At 46.6% G+C, this 16,747-nt stretch carries 13 protein-coding genes; 1 reads left to right on the forward strand and 12 read right to left on the reverse strand.

What is annotated here, in order from left to right; translation table 11 throughout:
* Positions 1-104 precede the first annotated feature (104 nt).
* From RS891_RS25110 to RS891_RS25150, 9 genes are all read right to left on the reverse strand, one after another.
* Entirely contained in the window at positions 105-863 is a 759-nt protein-coding gene (locus RS891_RS25110; RefSeq protein WP_076287755.1) for a tRNA threonylcarbamoyladenosine dehydratase, read from the reverse strand.
* A gap of 18 nt (positions 864-881) precedes the next feature.
* Positions 882-2,660 carry an aspartate--tRNA ligase gene (gene aspS / locus RS891_RS25115; RefSeq protein WP_063567716.1) on the reverse strand — a complete coding sequence of 593 codons (1,779 nt, stop codon included), beginning with the start codon at positions 2,658-2,660 and terminating at the stop codon, positions 882-884.
* Between the two features lie 204 nt (positions 2,661-2,864).
* Complete coding sequence (gene hisS, locus RS891_RS25120) at positions 2,865-4,118, reverse strand: histidine--tRNA ligase (RefSeq protein ID WP_315793531.1); 1,254 nt, start codon at positions 4,116-4,118, stop codon at positions 2,865-2,867.
* A gap of 612 nt (positions 4,119-4,730) precedes the next feature.
* Positions 4,731-5,999, reverse strand: coding sequence for an SEC-C metal-binding domain-containing protein (locus RS891_RS25125; protein WP_315793532.1), 1,269 nt, complete (start codon positions 5,997-5,999; stop codon positions 4,731-4,733).
* Between the two features lie 613 nt (positions 6,000-6,612).
* Positions 6,613-7,059: a hypothetical protein gene (locus RS891_RS25130; protein ID WP_113053427.1), complete on the reverse strand. Its 447-nt coding sequence runs from the start codon at positions 7,057-7,059 to the stop codon at positions 6,613-6,615.
* Positions 7,060-7,172: 113 nt separating this feature from the next.
* On the reverse strand, positions 7,173-7,679 hold the full coding sequence (locus RS891_RS25135) for a type 1 glutamine amidotransferase domain-containing protein (protein WP_113053426.1): 507 nt from the start codon (positions 7,677-7,679) through the stop codon (positions 7,173-7,175).
* Between the two features lie 284 nt (positions 7,680-7,963).
* Positions 7,964-8,131, reverse strand: coding sequence for a hypothetical protein (locus tag RS891_RS25140; RefSeq protein ID WP_160319650.1), 168 nt, complete (start codon positions 8,129-8,131; stop codon positions 7,964-7,966).
* A gap of 77 nt (positions 8,132-8,208) precedes the next feature.
* A complete protein-coding gene (gene dtd / locus RS891_RS25145) occupies positions 8,209-8,670 on the reverse strand; it encodes a D-aminoacyl-tRNA deacylase (protein WP_315793533.1) in 462 nt (153 codons plus the stop codon).
* A gap of 12 nt (positions 8,671-8,682) precedes the next feature.
* Entirely contained in the window at positions 8,683-10,866 is a 2,184-nt protein-coding gene (locus tag RS891_RS25150; protein ID WP_110002001.1) for a RelA/SpoT family protein, read from the reverse strand.
* Between the two features lie 376 nt (positions 10,867-11,242).
* On the opposite strand from RS891_RS25150, the gene uraA reads away from it, so the two are divergent.
* Positions 11,243-12,559, forward strand: coding sequence for a uracil permease (gene uraA, locus RS891_RS25155; RefSeq protein WP_315793534.1), 1,317 nt, complete (start codon positions 11,243-11,245; stop codon positions 12,557-12,559).
* A 196-nt stretch (positions 12,560-12,755) separates the two neighbouring features.
* Here uraA and RS891_RS25160 read toward each other — a convergent pair whose 3' ends face one another.
* From RS891_RS25160 to RS891_RS25170, 3 genes are read right to left on the reverse strand one after another with little or no spacing between them, the layout of a single operon-like run.
* Positions 12,756-13,268: an adenine phosphoribosyltransferase gene (locus tag RS891_RS25160; RefSeq protein WP_024633046.1), complete on the reverse strand. Its 513-nt coding sequence runs from the start codon at positions 13,266-13,268 to the stop codon at positions 12,756-12,758.
* Between the two features lie 37 nt (positions 13,269-13,305).
* Entirely contained in the window at positions 13,306-15,714 is a 2,409-nt protein-coding gene (recJ, locus tag RS891_RS25165; RefSeq protein WP_315793535.1) for a single-stranded-DNA-specific exonuclease RecJ, read from the reverse strand.
* A gap of 39 nt (positions 15,715-15,753) precedes the next feature.
* On the reverse strand, positions 15,754-16,719 hold the full coding sequence (locus RS891_RS25170) for a cation diffusion facilitator family transporter (RefSeq protein ID WP_315793536.1): 966 nt from the start codon (positions 16,717-16,719) through the stop codon (positions 15,754-15,756).
* Positions 16,720-16,747: the final 28 nt, after the last annotated feature.

The raw sequence follows: 16,747 nt of genomic DNA on the forward strand, positions 1-16,747 counted from the left end.
GGGATTGAAGTACATCACGTAACCCTGACATTTGTTTAGGTTTTGCGCATGCAAAAAAAGCGTAGGTACCTTGTCGGCACCTACGCTTTTCATTCACAAACAGATTACTGCTGCTTATTCTCTGCGATTTCGATCAGTTCCTTGACGGCCACACTGACCATGATCAGTCCGGCTACAGGAGGAACAAAGGCGTTACTCGCTGGTGGCTGTTTGGCCTTGCGAATTTCCGGCGCATTCTCAGGAACAATTTTCTGCGTTACATCTGCGCGCGGTTTCAATGGTTCTTCGGTGGAGAAGACCACTTTCACACCTTTTTTGATACCTTCTTTCCGCAGTTTTGTGCGGACAACACGGGCAATCGGGTCCATGGTCGTTTTCGAAATATCCGCAACCTGGAATTTCGTTGGGTCCATTTTGTTCGCCGCACCCATGCTGGAAATAACCGGAATCTTCCGTTTCAAGCATTCCTTGATGAGATGGATTTTGTAAATAATCGTGTCCGAAGCATCCAACACATAATCCAGCTCATACTTGAACAATTCCTCATACGTTTCTTCCGTGTAAAACATATTCAGTGCAATCGCGTCACACTCTGGATTGATGAGCTTCACTCGTTCCACCATCAGATCTGCTTTTTTCTGACCAACGGTCGTGGTCAAAGCATGAATCTGACGATTGATGTTGGTGATGTCCACCACGTCTTTATCAATCAGAATGATACGGCCAACACCGCTGCGGGCGAGAGCTTCCACTGCAATACCGCCTACGCCGCCGATGCCGAGCACAGCTACTGTACTATTTTTCAAAGCGTTCAGACCCTCAGGTCCGATTGCCAATTCTGTTCTTGAAAATTGATGGAGCATTGAGAATCGATGCCTCCTTTATTTCTTTTCCGCCACCGGTTTACGGGCTACGCGGATGTGAAGTTGTTCCAATTGGGAGTTATCCACTTCTGAAGGTGCATTCATGAGCAGATCCGTTGCACTTGCCGTTTTCGGGAAGGCAATCGTTTCACGCAGATTCGTGCGACCTGCCAGCAGCATCACCAGACGGTCGAGACCAAAAGCGATTCCGCCGTGTGGTGGCGTTCCATATTCAAATGCTTCGAGCAGATAACCGAATTTCTCGTTGGCTACTTCCGGAGAAAGTCCCAGAGCAGCGAACATTTTTTCTTGAACATCACGTTTGTAGATACGCATCGAACCGCCGCCCACTTCATAACCATTCAGAACGAGGTCATAGGCTTGAGCGCGAATAGCACCTGGATCTGTGTCAAAAAGATGCACATCTTCGTCTTTAGGACGTGTGAATGGATGGTGTTCCGCTACATAACGTTTCGCATCTTCATCGTACCCGAGTAATGGGAAGTCAACAACCCAAGCAAATTTGAATTTGCTGTCATCGATCAGGCCCAGTTGACGACCAATTTTCAGACGAAGTGCGCCCAGTACATCTGCAACCACTTTTTTGGTGTCAGCAGAGAAGAGCAACAAGTCGCCTTCTTCAGCACCAGTACGTTCTTTGACTGCTTCGATCTCTTCTGGCGTAAAGAACTTCACGATTGGTCCTTTGAACTCGCCATCTTTTACTTGAATCCATGCCAATCCTTTTGCACCGTAACGCGCTGCGAATGGTCCCAGGTCATCGATTTCTTTACGGCTCCATGTACCACAGCCTTTGGCGTTCAGAACTTTCACTTCTCCACCTTTTTCGATGACAGAAGCAAATACTTTCACACCACTGTTTGCTACGATATCGTTCATTTCTACCAGTTCCATGCCAAAACGCAGATCCGGTTTGTCTGAACCGTATTTACCCATTGCATCTGCATACGTAATCCGTTGGAAAGGCAGTTCCAGCTCAATACCTTTCGTTTCACGCAGCAATTTGGCCATCAGCTCTTCCATCATTGGCAGCAGGTCATCCTGTTGCAGGAAGGAAGTCTCGATGTCGACTTGGGTGAATTCCGGTTGGCGGTCCGCACGCAAATCTTCATCACGGAAACAACGAGCGATCTGATAGTAACGCTCAAGTCCGCCGACCATCAGCAATTGTTTGTAGATTTGTGGGGATTGCGGCAGGGCGAAGAATTCACCTTCATGCACACGGCTTGGTACGAGATAATCACGCGCACCTTCCGGGGAGCTCTTGGTCAGAATCGGTGTTTCTACTTCAACGAATTCTTCTCCATCCAGATAATCACGGAACACTTTGGATGCTTTGGAACGCAATTTCAATGTTTCAAACATTTCCGGACGACGCAAGTCCAGGTAACGGTATTTCAAACGAAGGGACTCATCGACTTCCACACCATCTTCGATGAAGAATGGAGGAGTTTTTGCCGCGTTCAGTACTTCAATCTCGGTAATTTGCACTTCGATTTCGCCTGTAGGCAAGTTTTTGTTTACGGTCTCTTCGTCACGTTTAACCACTTTACCTGTTACTGCGATAACGTACTCGCTCCGCACTCTGTCAGCGATTTGCAATGCTTCGCCAGAGTAAGCCGGGTTGAAAACAACTTGTACAATTCCGCTGCGGTCACGCAGATCGATAAACAGTACGCCCCCCAGGTCACGGCGGGTCTGTACCCAGCCGTTCAATGTTACGGTCTCACCGATGTGTGCGGGTGTTAATGCGCCGCAATGATGACTTCTTTTCATAACCAAACTCCTCTTATGTGAATTTCCGTTCTGTATGTGCGGGCAGAGCCCGCTTTTCAACAGTGCGGTTGCGTGAAGACGATATTATTCGAAAAGGCAGTTACCTCTGACCCGCCAACTTCCGATTAATCGGAAACATTGGTGAACCTCAGTAATTTTGCCGGATCAATTGTTGTTATTTTACAGTTTCAAACTCACTCGCGCTTATTTACTTCCACGTATAGCTGATACCAGATCATCCAGCTTCACCGTTTGTTGTTCACCTGTATCCATGGACTTCAGGGCAATTTCCCCGCGTTCCAGTTCATCATCACCTAGAATGGCAGTGTAACGGGCTTTGAACCGGTCAGCTGATTTCATCTGGGCCTTCATCTTGCGACCGAGATAGTCGCGTTCACCGGACAGACCGGATTGACGAAGCTTAAACAGTTGACGGTTGACTTCACGATCGGCAGCTTCACCGAGAGCAACAAAATATACATCCAGTGGAGCAAGGGAACTAACATCAATGTTCTGGTGTTCCAGAATCAGTTGAATACGCTCCAGACCGATACCGAAACCAATACCAGGCTGATCTGGTCCACCGATATCTCCAACGAGGCCGTTGTATCTGCCCCCACCGCCGACTGTATCAATCGCGCCAATGCCTTGGGCTTTCAGTTCAAAAGCAGTCAATGTGTAGTAATCCAAGCCGCGTACCAGACGATTGTTCACCACGTAATCTACGCCAAAATCATCCAGATACTCTTTCAGTTTAGCGAAGTGGTTCAATGATTCTTCATCCAGACTATCCAGTATGGAAGGTGCCCCTACGAATTTGTCCTGATCAACTTTGCAGTCGAGCACACGCAGCGGATTACGTTCCATCCGGGATTGGCAGTCCTTGCACAGGCTGTCCTTCATCGGTCTGAGGAATCCAAGCAGTTTTTCGCGATATTCTGCACGGCTCGTTGGGTTACCCACCGAGTTGATCTCGACTTTGACATCTTTCAATCCCAGTTCTACACACAGTTGATACCCAAGCGCAATGACTTCAGCATCGATCGCTGGATCAAGGGCTCCGATAGCTTCTACACCGAACTGGTGGAACTGACGCTGGCGACCTGCTTGCGGACGTTCATAACGGAACATCGGACCGATGTAATAGAGCTTGCTCACATCCGGTTCGCCATAAATTTTATTTTCCACATAAGCGCGGACAACACCCGCTGTACCCTCCGGACGAAGGGTCATGCTGCGGTCCCCTTTATCATTGAAGGTGTACATTTCTTTTTCAACAATATCGGTTGTTTCCCCAACGCCTCGTACAAATAAAGAAGTCTGTTCGAAGATCGGTGTGCGAATCTCGCGGTAATTAAAACGGCGACACAGATCACGCGCTTTTTCCTCTACGAACTGCCACTTTTCCACAACACCAGGTAGCAAGTCCTGCGTTCCAGTCGGTTTTTGAAAAGCCATCTTTCATCCCTCCAGCATCTATTTTTCTCTGTATAACAAAAAAATCCCTCGCCCTGTCGCTGTATAAACAGTAGACAAAGGGACGAGGGATTGTGTTTACACATTCACCCGTGGTACCACCCACATTCCGGAATCCCTGACACTTTCGCCGTTCAGGTGATCATGTGATGATCTAAGGTTGCTCCAGGCAATCCGATCAAACAGATCATTCCGCTCTACGTATAACGCACGTCCTGCGCAGGCCAGCTAATAACCATCAGATATAAATCCAATGTGTTCGCTGTCTGTTCTCGGGGAAGTCATTCGTCCGCTCATCAAGAGAATCCTTACAGCCAAGGGATTCCTCTCTGTTCATGTGGGCACGGAGTACTTGGTCCCGTCATCAAATCATCAAGTTATATGATTACATGTTATTATATAACGTTTAAAGTTAATTTATTTTCTGATTGTAATGAACCGCAGTGCTAAAGTCAAGGGTTAACACCAAAAGATAGCATTAGAAAACAATTTTCACACGCCGTACGGGATGCGGAGTCCATAGAAATCAAGGCTAATAGAAGCTGGTTTCACCAAATGAATTCCAACTTCTATTGCCTTCTTATATCTCTATCTCTATTGTTTCAGCATCCACTTCAGCAGATCCGGCACATTCGCCCATAGACGGGAATGCATAATGACATATTCAATCGCTTCGTCGGAATTGCCCATTCCGACAAAATCAGGGAGGTTATGCGGCAGCCGCTTCAAACCCAGCAGATAATCAGGCACATGTTTGTTCACATCCCTGGCCACACGGTACAACATGTTGAGCTGGGCGGTAATTCCATTCCTCTTGTACTCCAGAATGATCTTGTCATACGCAAAGGCGGTTGCGGCGTCACCTTTCCCATACTTCTCCATCAGTTGCTCTGCCTGCTTCAATTGGTTGCTGTACAAATACACAGCAGCGAGCAGGTAACGCGCCCCGGTATTGTCTTCCGTATTAAGCTCCAAAATATGCTCTAGGATTTGTGCCGCTTCTTTGGTATCTCCGCCAAACCAGCAGGATTCGGCGTAGCTTTTGCATATCCGGATATATGGACGGGTCTCATGAAGCCTCCAGAAGTCCCCTTTGTTCTTCTCAAAAAACAGTTCGCCAAGTTCGCGTTTGCCAGCAGCGATTCCGTCCTTGAGGAAAGCTCGTGCATCCTGCTCATTGTCCGACTCCTCAGCCAGAATAAGATACGCATCAGAGCTGTCAGGATACATCTCCAGTACCGTTTCCGCCAGCTGTACTCTGCGTTTGGCAGAACTGGCTTCCATCGCCTTATGTAGCAGAGCTTGCGCTTTATCCTTCGATGTGCCTGGGCTGTTCAGCATCATCAGCTCATCAGTTTCGCCGCCCATGCCATATTCTTCGATGTAATTAAACATCTCCTTAACCTTCCGGGAGATCGTTGCTGTTGCTACCTCATATTTAGAGGCCAGCTCAGCCTTTGAGACATTGAATCCGTATTCCTCGGACAGCAAATACTCGATTGCGGCGCAGAACGAGCCTGTCTTCTTGACAGTAGGCTGGGTCTGACGGGAATAGCCATTCCATAGCATCAGAGCTTCCAAAATCAGCTCCCGCTCGTATTGGTTTCTCATATCCTCAATAAGCTGCAGTGCCAGCTGTTCGTGAGCCGGATGCTCCCATTTCAGTTCGCTCGCCACCATCTTTTTCAGCTTGGTCAGGGTCAGCTTGCTCTCAGGCTGAATCGAGGCTTCCTGGACCGGTTGCTCCGTTGATATCAGCCCCAATATCGATTCTACCGCAGAGGGCTCCTTGCCCAGACAGCATTTCTTATATTTCTTCCCGCTTCCGCATGGGCATAAATCATTTCTTCCAACCTTACTCAAAACTAATTCCCCCTTAAATCTGTCACTAGCCATTTGCATGAGAACACTGTTGCTTTAGAATTCCAGGTGTCATTTCTCATACAAGGCATTCTATATGACTTACAATTTCCAGCAATCAAGCAGAAACGGTTGCCCCGCCCTTGTAGAAGGGCGGGGCCGTTTCAGCGAGTATAGGTTCATCTAGAATATGACGATCACTCTGGCTATGAATTCCTCACACTCTCTATCATAGGATTGGATTCGTCTGAGCCCAATTGCTGGAAGCTTGATTTACCGTCCAATGAAGCCCAACTATGAAAATAATTCGCTTTAAAATACTTAAACCCATTTCTCTATTCTAGCAAAAATTTGAATACGGGGTAAGCTTCGTCCAAAACATATAAATTCTCATCTCAAAAAAAAAACCTGCACACGGTGTGCAGGCTCAAAGGATATATAAAAAAAGGGGGTCATGTGTGTTATTATAAACGGGCTATGTTAAAGGCTTATGTAACTAATATTACAGTAATATTACAAAAATGATAGCGCTTTATAATTTGTTGTTCTATCCAAAAAGCCCCAGCAGAGTGTCCTGACATTGAAATCAGGCACTGCAAGGGCTTCATTGTAATTATTAATTCAATTCTTCCACATAAGCTTGGTTGGAACGAAGTTTATGAACAATTTCCTCATAATCCTCATCCCTTACTTTGGCAGACAAAACATAATGCAGGTCGTCATAATCAGCCGAGGATACATCCGCCGCATTCAACAGATCGCCATCCTCATTCACATTTTCTCGGGTACCTCGCTCGGTATCACGATCCACATTGCTGACGACCGGGATTACATTTTCGCTGGCCGGCACCCCAGGTGCTGCACCCACACCCATGGCTCCATTGGTCCCTACGCCACCCGCTGTGTTATAAGGCACCAGAGGTACCATAATCCGTTTGTCTCTGCCAACCGCGCTATCCAGTTGCCCTACTTCCAAATGCTCTGTACGGAACGTCTGAAGTGAGGTTCTAGCCCCCTCTGCCTCGTCCTCGGTCCGAAAATACGCCTGAATATGTTTTGTCATGTCAAACCCTCCTTTATCGGAATAAATGCTTGGAATAACGAAAATTAAAAGCTTTGAGCTTTAATCTACATTTTAATCAGCAATCACATTAAAGTACGGTCCGTTCCAAGTTGTTAAATGACTTTTAACAACTCGCGAACAAATGCTGGTTCATCGGCTGGCGTACGGGATGTAATATAATTGCCATCGACTACAGCTTCATGATCCTTGAATTCTGCCCCTGCGTTCACCATATCATCCTTGAGCGGTGGATAGGAGGTAATCGTACGGCCTTTCAACAAATTGGCACTTGCCAGAATTTGCGGACCGTGGCAGATCGCAGCGATAGGTTTCTTCGCACTATTGATCTCCGTTACGAATTTCAGGATATGTGCGTCCGTACGCAAATTTTCAGGAGAAGACCCACCTGGAATGACAACTGCGTCGTAATCCGAAGCCGAAACCTCAGCGATCGCTTTGTCCGAAGTATAGGTGGCTTTACCACCTTTACCTTTCAGCGTCTCTCCTGCCTTCAAGCCGATAATTTCCACGTCGTGCCCGGCTTTTTTCACCTCATCATATGGAACCTGCATTTCCGAATCTTCGAAATCATTCGCCAATAAAAAAGCAACTTTACTCATAACGTATGTTCTCCTTTCCGTGTTCGAAACTTCTTGAATCGGGTATTCGCAGAAATTGTTGGTGTATATTTCTTGTTCATTGCCCGTAATAAATACTGAACCTGGCACGCCATCGTGCCTCGTTCTGTTATTACCCTAACCAGAGCCGTTTATAACATGACGAGCCTGTATTATTTTGACTTTGATTAGGTGATCCGATTCAGAAACAGTTAAGTTCCATAACAAAAAAAGCCCTGATTCGATGATCGAATCAAGACTTTTCATTCATTCCAAATGTTCAGCACTCAGTCACGCGGAAGACGGCTCTGCTCACCTTTATCCGAATCCTGAAGGGCCCAGATCGTTGTTGCACACTCGGCAGCAGCTCGGGCAAGCTTCAGGGACTCATACAGGTTTCCAGGCAGAAGCAGAGGTTCTATTCGGGAACGTGTTTCCTTGACGGATTGGCGCATAATGGTTGGGATACTCCTTTGATCATCTTATGTTAATGAACCGAATTATCCCTCATTATGGCCTGTTCCCCAATCAATTATGCATGCGTTTCTTGACGAATAGGGCTTTCAAGCATTAATGTCACTGGTCCCCAATTCGTGAAAGTCACATCCATCATCGCTCCGAAACGTCCGGTTTCCACCTGAATTCCTTTATCACGTAGCAGCTGATTAAACGTTTCATACAACAATTCTGCCGCTTCAGGTCTGGCTGCAGCTGCAAAGCTTGGGCGTTTTCCTTTGCGGCAATCTCCGTACAATGTAAATTGTGAGACAGATAATACAGCCCCGCCCACATCCATCAGACTGAGATTCATCTTTTCCTGCTCATCCTCAAAGATTCGGAGTCCAGCAATTTTGTCTGCCAAATAGATGGCATCCTTCTCCGTGTCCTCATGTGTAATTCCCACGAGCAACATCAATCCGGATTCAATTCTCCCCGTCAGCTCGTCTCCAACGGACACCTGGGCCTCTTTACAGCGTTGTACAAGCACCCTCATCTTACAGGCTCCTTACTGCATAATCCGATGCACCGAATAAACATCTTTCACCCGTTTGATCCGTTCCACAACCGAATGCAGATGCTCCGTATTACGAATCAGAATTGTGACGTGCACCAATGCTAATTTATTTTTATCTGTACGCCCGGTGACGGCAGATATATTGGTTTTACTTTCGGAAACAGCCTGAAGCACTTCATTGAGCAAGCCGTTACGATCGTGGCCCGTAATCTCAATATCCACACTGTAGTTTGCTTCAATATTCTCTTCCCACTCGACTTCAATGACGCGAGCTGCTTCTTCCCCATCCGTACTGGACGGAATATTTGGACAGTCCGTTCGATGCACCGAAACCCCACGTCCACGTGTAACATACCCGATAATAGCATCCCCTGGTACAGGGTTACAGCAGCGCGCAAAGCGAACAAGTAAATTGTCTATACCTTTGACACGGATGCCATTGGTCGGACGGTTTTTGCGTTCAGGTGCAGGCTTCAGCTCACGCATCTCGGAGTTCAGTTCAAGCAAACTGGATTCTTCCTGCTCCTTGCGAAGTTTCTCCGTTGCTTTGGTCACGATCTGTGCAGCCGTAATGCCACCGAAGCCAACAGCTGCGAGCATATCCTCAATATCATTGAAGGCATACTTTTTGGCTGCTTCCTGCAACTTATCGTCTGTCATCCAGGCAGATGGATCAAGTCCCATGCGCTTAAGTTCACGTTCACAACTGTCGCGTCCTTTTTCAACGTTTTCTTCCCGCCGTTCCTTCTTGAACCATTGCTTGATCTTCGCTCGTGCGTGAGAGGATTTTGCAATTTTAAGCCAGTCCTGACTCGGTCCATAAGAATGTTTGGACGTTAAAATTTCAATGATATCGCCTGTTTTGAGATGATAATCGAGTGGAACGATACGACCATTTACTTTGGCACCAATTGTCCGATTACCCACCTCTGTATGGATTCTATATGCAAAATCCAATGGAACAGATCCAGTAGGCAATTCGATAACTTCACCTTTTGGCGTGAATACAAACACCAGATCAGAGAAGAAATCCATTTTAAGCGATTCTACAAATTCAGACGCATCCTGCGCTTCATTTTGAAGTTCAAGAATCTCGCGGAAGAACGTAATTTTATCTTCAAAATTATTTCCGTTTCCGTTCGTAGCGCCTTCCTTGTAGGCCCAGTGGGCAGCAATACCGAATTCAGCGGTGCGGTGCATATCCCATGTCCGGATCTGGACTTCAGTTGGTTCCCCATTCGGACCTACGACTGTGGTATGCAGCGATTGATACATGTTTGCCTTCGGCATCGCAATATAGTCCTTGAAACGTCCAGGCATTGGTTTCCATAACGTGTGTATAATACCGAGGGTAGCATAACAATCCTTGATGTTATCCACAATAATACGAATCGCAAGCAGATCATAAATCTCGTTAAACTGTTTGTTTTTCGTTGTCATTTTTTTGAACACACTGTAGATGTGCTTAGGTCGACCAGACAGATCTGCCTGAATTCCCATCTCATCCAGTTTGCTCGTAATACCGTCCATAACCGTATCAATATATTGCTCACGTTCCGCACGCTTTTTGTGCATCAGGTTGGCAATTCGGTAATATTGCTGCGGATTCAAATAACGGAGGGCGATGTCCTCCATTTCCCATTTAATTGCAGATATACCCAGACGGTTCGCAATCGGACAGAAAATCTCCAACGTTTCATATGAAATCCGACGTTGACTTTCTTCCGACTGAAACTTGAGTGTCCGCATATTATGCAGACGGTCAGCCAATTTGATCACGATGACACGGATGTCCTGCGCCATGGCGATGAACATTTTGCGGTAGTTCTCGTTCTGCTGTTCTTCCTTGGAGCGGAACTGAATACGTTCCAGCTTCGTCAAGCCGTCAACAAGCATGGCACACGTATTGCCGAAATGATTGCGGATTTCTTCAAGTGAAACCGTAGTATCTTCTACTACATCATGAAGAAGCGCTGCAATTATGGAGATGGTGTCCATCTGCATGTTTACAACAATATCGGCAACCGCAAGCGGATGCAGAATATACGGTTCTCCCGATTTTCGCGTCTGTCCATGGTGGGCCTGATCAGCAAATTCGTAAGCTTCACGTATGCGCACCAGATCGGGTTCTTTGATATATGCCCCGGCCTTCTCGAGTAATTGCTCTATGCCCATTCTGATCTGTTCCGTGTCCTTTCTATACAAAATGGAACCCGTGACATGATATCAACACAGGTTCCCCGTAAAAGTAATTTCCTATAATTATGACGCTTCGCCCGTTTCCCGTCAACTACTGACGAATAAGAGCACATATCCAATTTTTTTATACGTTATGTGTCATTCGCCAAAGTTGTTGTCCGATATTCAACAGAGGTTGGAAATCATCCTCATTTATTATGTATTATTACCGTTATTTACCGAAATAGAAGGATCCATTCGCAAAATAAAAATACTTTATCTGCGCTTAGTGGAAAAATGTTATTGCTAAATGAAGAGAAACTCTGTACTATATTGAAGATTTGTGTTTCGGAAAAAAGGAGATGAACATTCATTGCAACGTGAAATTCAGGTTAATCAAAAAATGCCGCTTGGCTCAGGCTCACTGTTGAGTCTCCAGCATTTGTTCGCCATGTTTGGCAGCACGGTACTTGTGCCGAATCTGTTCGGTGTCGATCCAAGTATGATCTTGCTTATGAACGGAATTGGAACATTGCTGTACATACTCATGTGTAAAGGAAAGATTCCGGCCTATCTGGGGTCAAGCTTTGCTTTTATCGCACCTGTTTCTTCCGTGTTAATAGCACACCCTGATAACGGATACTCCATGGCACTTGGAGCGTTCATTGTAACGGGCGTTATTTTCTGCATTGTGGCTCTTATCATCAAGTATGCGGGAACAGGCTGGATTAACGTGGTATTCCCACCAGCGGTTATGGGTGCTATTGTTGCCCTAATCGGTCTCGAGCTTGTCCCTGTAGCAGCCGGAATGGCTGGGCTGATCAATTCAAACCCTGCTGAGAACCCAGACTGGGTACCTCAAGCCAAACCAATTATTTTAGCCATGGTTACTCTTGGTATCACTGTTATTGGTGCAGTAACCTTCCGTGGGTTCCCCAAGATCATTCACATTCTAATCGGGATTGTATCCGGTTACGTGCTTGGATACTTTATGGGTGAGGTAAAAACCGGGAATATAGCGAACGCTGACTTTATCTCGCTGCCTACTGTAACGACACCGACATTTGACTGGTCTGTCATCTTTACCATTTTGCCTGTCGCCCTTGTTGTCATTGTTGAACACATCGGACATCTGCTTGTAACGAGCAGCATTGTGGGCAAAGATCTGTCCAAGGACCCAGGTCTGCATCGCTCCCTGCTTGGGAACGGCGTTTCAACTATTCTTTCCGGTTTTGTAGGATCCACACCGAATACAACTTATGGTGAGAATATTGGTGTTATGGCTCTGACACGGGTTTACTCGACGTATGTTATTGGCGGCGCTGCCGTTATCGCGATCGTGCTTTCGTTCTCAGGTACGTTCTCGGCACTTATAGCTAACATTCCCGTTCCAGTTATGGGTGGTGTGTCTTTGCTTCTGTTCGGAGTAATTGCGGCATCCGGTTTGCGTATTCTGGTCGAACAGAAAGTGGATTTTGCCAAACCTACCAACTTGTTGCTAACTACCCTTGTACTCGTCATCGGACTCAGTGGTACTGAGATCACATTTTATGGTATTCATCTCAAGGGAATGGCTCTGGCAACCATCGTCGGAATTCTGCTGAGCTTGTTGTTTAAATTATTTGAAGTACTGGGTTGGTCGAATGATCAAACGGAGAAACAGCCTTTAACCGAGAAAACTCCGGATTGATTTCTTGCCGACTAATTTTGAACGAACAATGTTTATTCATTCTTCATCTTATACATCGTACAATGCAAAAAGCCTGCTCTCTAACCTTAACGGGTTGAGGGACAGGCTTTTTTTGTAAATAGTTAATGCTGTATATTATTTCCCGGGAAACGGGAGATCCAGTTCACGTGATTTAACAGCAATAAATGCCAGAATTCTAGTAGTTCATCAATGTAAATACATCAATCCCCGGCAATTTTGCACGTCCATTCAGATCAGACAGCTCAATCAGGAATGCTGCACCTACAATCTTGCCACCCAATTGTTCAATCAGGTTAATGGAGGTAGCAATAGTTCCGCCTGTCGCCAGCAGATCATCCGCAATCAGGACATTTTGTCCTTTTTCGATCGCATCTGTATGCATAGCAAGCGTATCTTTGCCATATTCAAGATCATAACCGACTTCGATCGTCTCTCCAGGCAATTTTCCACTTTTACGGATCGGAGCAAAACCGACACCCAGAGCGTACGCCAGAGGAGCGCCCACAACGAATCCACGTGCTTCAGGTCCAGCAATAACGTCAATTTTGAGATCCGAAACCATTACTTTCAGCTCATTGATCGCCTTGCGGTACATTTCTCCATCCTTCAACAATGTCGTAATGTCTTTGAAGCTGATTCCCGGTTGTGGAAAGTCAGGAATGACACGAATATAATCTTTAAAATCCAAAATAATCTCCTCCTAAAATAAATAGCACAACTTCTATCTAAGATACGCCCTTCATCCGGGATATCATCCATTGTGTCAGTTGAGGGGTCGATGCATCCAGCATCACCTGCTCTGTCTCGGCCATGCTCTCCAGCGCCTGATATTGACGCGAAGCGGTTAGCTCACGCTTGGGTGGGTTATCCACAAACACAATCTTTCCAGCTTCTCGGGTTATGAACGATAACTCCTCAAAAACATCCAACATCATGGTAATCATGCGCGGCGAGCAGCCACACTGACGACTGAGCACAGGAGTGATCTCTTGTTCCTCCACGGGTTCAGCTCTCCATTTGGACACCAGCATATAAATACGCTTGAAGAGTTCTCTGGAAGGCATCTGAAGGCGATCTCGGCGGTTGCCTGATCCGTGCAGAAGGATGATATTCTCGGCTCCGCTGAATAAAGCCAGCATTGCATCAAGTTGTTCCGGGGTTTCCGGCGTATCAAACACAAATAACGTCCGGACCTGTTCCTGCCCATAATGCTGCGCGGCAGCATTGCACGGAAACAAACCGACCTTTCTATCATATACCCAAAGGCACGGTTCATACAATGAATTTCCCTCGGAAACATTCGTTTCTTTCCGAACGATGGCACCAATTGAGCCTGACTTGTATCGCAAATGTATTTCAAGCGAACTCAAGAACTGCTTCATCGCGTTCAGAGGCTCCGTACTACCTCGCAAATCAAAAACTTGCGCATGTGGAACCTGGATGTCCTGCAGCATTAATTGTGGTTTCCTCATCCCGTTCCACTCATTTACGGACAATTCGCCCATAACATCAATGATGGAGCCTGGCGGCAGAAATTCAGCTAATGCTCCTTTGCCAAAGGCTACCGTCTCCAATTGCTGACCATCCTGTTCCAGAACCAATTTAAGATGACGTTTTTCCCGTCCCATCGTTCGTGTTTCTTTTACAGTCACACTGCGCAATACAAAACGTGGAGATGGATTACTCATGCCAAACGGCTGGAGCCTGTCGATCTCTTGAATGACCTGCAATGGCACATCACTGATTCTGCATTCGTCATCTGCAAGACGATGGGGTACAAAGTCCTCCTCCGTCAACACGGATGCCGCAAACTCATTCAGTCCGGCTTCCAGATCTTTAAGTTGATCCCGATGAAGGCTCATGCCTGCTGCAGCTGGATGACCACCATAATGGTCCATCGTGTGTTTGCAAGCAGTTAATGCCTCATAGATGTCCAGCCCCTCTATGGAGCGTGCTGAGCCTTTACAAGCGCCACTCTCCTGGTCAATGCCCAGGATAAGTGTTGGCCGATAATACCGTTCAAGTAATTTGGAAGCAACAATACCTACAACGCCAACATTCCAGCCTTCTCCCGCTAAAACGATGACGTCCGGCAATGCTCCGGAATTAAGCTGGATTTTCTGTTCCAACTGAGCTGTCGCTTCCAGAAGTATGCCCTCAACAACCTGTTGCCTTTCACGATTCAGCAAGTCCAGTTGGCCTGCCAAAGTGTGTGCCTCATCCAGATCCTCGGTTGTAAGCAGCGATACGGCTCGCCCAGCATGATCCAGACGTCCGCTTGCATTAATACGCGGAGCCATTGCAAAGGCAATATTGATTGAGGTGACCTGAGTTTGATCTACGCCACTAATTTCTAGCAGAGCACTTACACCAGGCAGACGTGTCCCTCGCATGGACTCAACACCATAACTGACGATAACCCGGTTCTCGCCTTCCAAAGGCATCAAATCCGCAACCGTACCAATAGCGGCAATTTCCATCCATTCTCCAGGCACTTCTCCGATCAATGCCTGAGCCAGCTTCAATGCTACACCCGCACCTGCTAACCCTTTAAATGGGTACGGACAGTCCGGGAGTTTGGGATTAATGAGCGTATAAGCCTTAGGCAAAACTTCAGGTGGTTCATGGTGATCCGTCACAATGACTTCCATTCCCAGTGTTGCAGCATAAGCAATCTGCTCTACCGCACTGATTCCGGTATCTACCGTAATCACCAGCGTGACTCCTTGTTGATGAGCCCAATCCAAGGCATGATTGTGTAACCCGTAACCTTCATTGGAACGATGAGGGATATAGATATCATAAGAAGCACCAAGATAACGCATCAGATGGATCATCAGGGATGTACTGGATACACCGTCCGCGTCGTAGTCCCCATATATTAAAATATGTTCTTCACGCTCAATAGCCAGCTGGATTCGGGGCACAGCTTCTTTCATGCCTAGAAGGAGATAAGGATCATGCATCTGATTAAGATCAGGATGCAGAAATTGTTCTGCCTCTGATTCATTATAAACCCCGCGACTGACCAGCAAACGTCCAACAAGTGATGAAACGGAAAGCGCCTGCGAGAGTCCCGCAGCCGCCTCCAAATCGATATTCGGTGTGTTCCACCGGTATTGCGAATAAAGCAATGATAACGCTCCTTTCCTGATCTACTGGACCAAGCTTCATTATTGAATTAATGTCGCTTCAGGATCTGGCAGTTCATGATTGGATTTATAAGGATATCCAGGATCATAAGGTACAGCCTGGATCTGTACTTCTTTCACATGACTGAAACGAGTTAAGAGAAGTGTCTTCGCCCGGTTCGCAATCTCTTGTGCCTCGAGCACGGAAATTCTAGGGTTCACACTAATGACCAGTTCAATCGTAACATCATGTTCCTGTTCACGTGCTACCAGATGTTCAATCGTAATAATGCCATATACACGCTGCACCGTCTCTTTGAAGTCAAGCGCTTCTTCCTGTTCCAATTCCTGAACAAGTGAACCATATACGGTATCCACAATCATTCTGTAGCCTTTGTGAAGCACAAAACAGGAAGCTATCAATGCAGCTGCGGGATCCATGTATCGAAGAATACTCCAACCCATTGTTTCTCCTGTCATGGAACCTACAATACCGACCAAGACAATAAGTGAACAGTAGAGTGCCCGACGATGTTGCTGTGCATAAGCTAGAGCCTGCGATTGATTTCGTTTACGGAAATAACGGTATTGATATTGAAAGATTGCTTCTTTCACAGCCAATGCTGCAAAAGCTACCACAAGGGCATGGGTATACTTTTCTAGCGATTCTGGTTCATCTCCAGACAGACTCCCTAAAGCGGAGATGGCGATTTGCAGGCCACCCATGAGAATGAGCACAGATAATAATACCGAAATTCCAGGTCTCGCGATACGTGAATGTTCCTTTGACCGCTCCCTACGAGCCTTTTTTTTGGTTTGTACAGACTTCGAGGGAAAGAGGCCGGACAATGAAGAAGCAGCTTCTGAAGCAGAGTGCAGGCCGTCTGCAAGCAGCGATTTGCTGTTTGCCATATAACCGAACCCAGCCTTGATTACTGCAAGTGTCAAATTCCCGGCGATCCCGCTCCACGTGGCAGCGTGAACAGAAGGGAAACGTTCTCTGGTCATGGCGATGCCCCCCCTTAATACTCTACCT

The organism is Paenibacillus sp. BIC5C1 (assembly GCF_032399705.1).
In the GTDB taxonomy this organism is placed as follows: Bacteria; Bacillota; Bacilli; order Paenibacillales; family Paenibacillaceae; genus Paenibacillus; species Paenibacillus taichungensis_A.

Coding starts and splice junctions, on each gene's coding strand:
- RS891_RS25110 (WP_076287755.1), bottom strand. CDS start 863: ATGCTCCATCAATTTTCAAGAACAGAATTGGCAATCGGACCTGAGGGT.
- aspS (WP_063567716.1), bottom strand. CDS start 2,660: ATGAAAAGAAGTCATCATTGCGGCGCATTAACACCCGCACACATCGGT.
- hisS (WP_315793531.1), bottom strand. CDS start 4,118: ATGGCTTTTCAAAAACCGACTGGAACGCAGGACTTGCTACCTGGTGTT.
- RS891_RS25130 (WP_113053427.1), bottom strand. CDS start 7,059: ATGACAAAACATATTCAGGCGTATTTTCGGACCGAGGACGAGGCAGAG.
- RS891_RS25135 (WP_113053426.1), bottom strand. CDS start 7,679: ATGAGTAAAGTTGCTTTTTTATTGGCGAATGATTTCGAAGATTCGGAA.
- RS891_RS25140 (WP_160319650.1), bottom strand. CDS start 8,131: ATGCGCCAATCCGTCAAGGAAACACGTTCCCGAATAGAACCTCTGCTT.
- dtd (WP_315793533.1), bottom strand. CDS start 8,670: ATGAGGGTGCTTGTACAACGCTGTAAAGAGGCCCAGGTGTCCGTTGGA.
- RS891_RS25150 (WP_110002001.1), bottom strand. CDS start 10,866: ATGGGCATAGAGCAATTACTCGAGAAGGCCGGGGCATATATCAAAGAA.
- RS891_RS25170 (WP_315793536.1), bottom strand. CDS start 16,719: ATGACCAGAGAACGTTTCCCTTCTGTTCACGCTGCCACGTGGAGCGGG.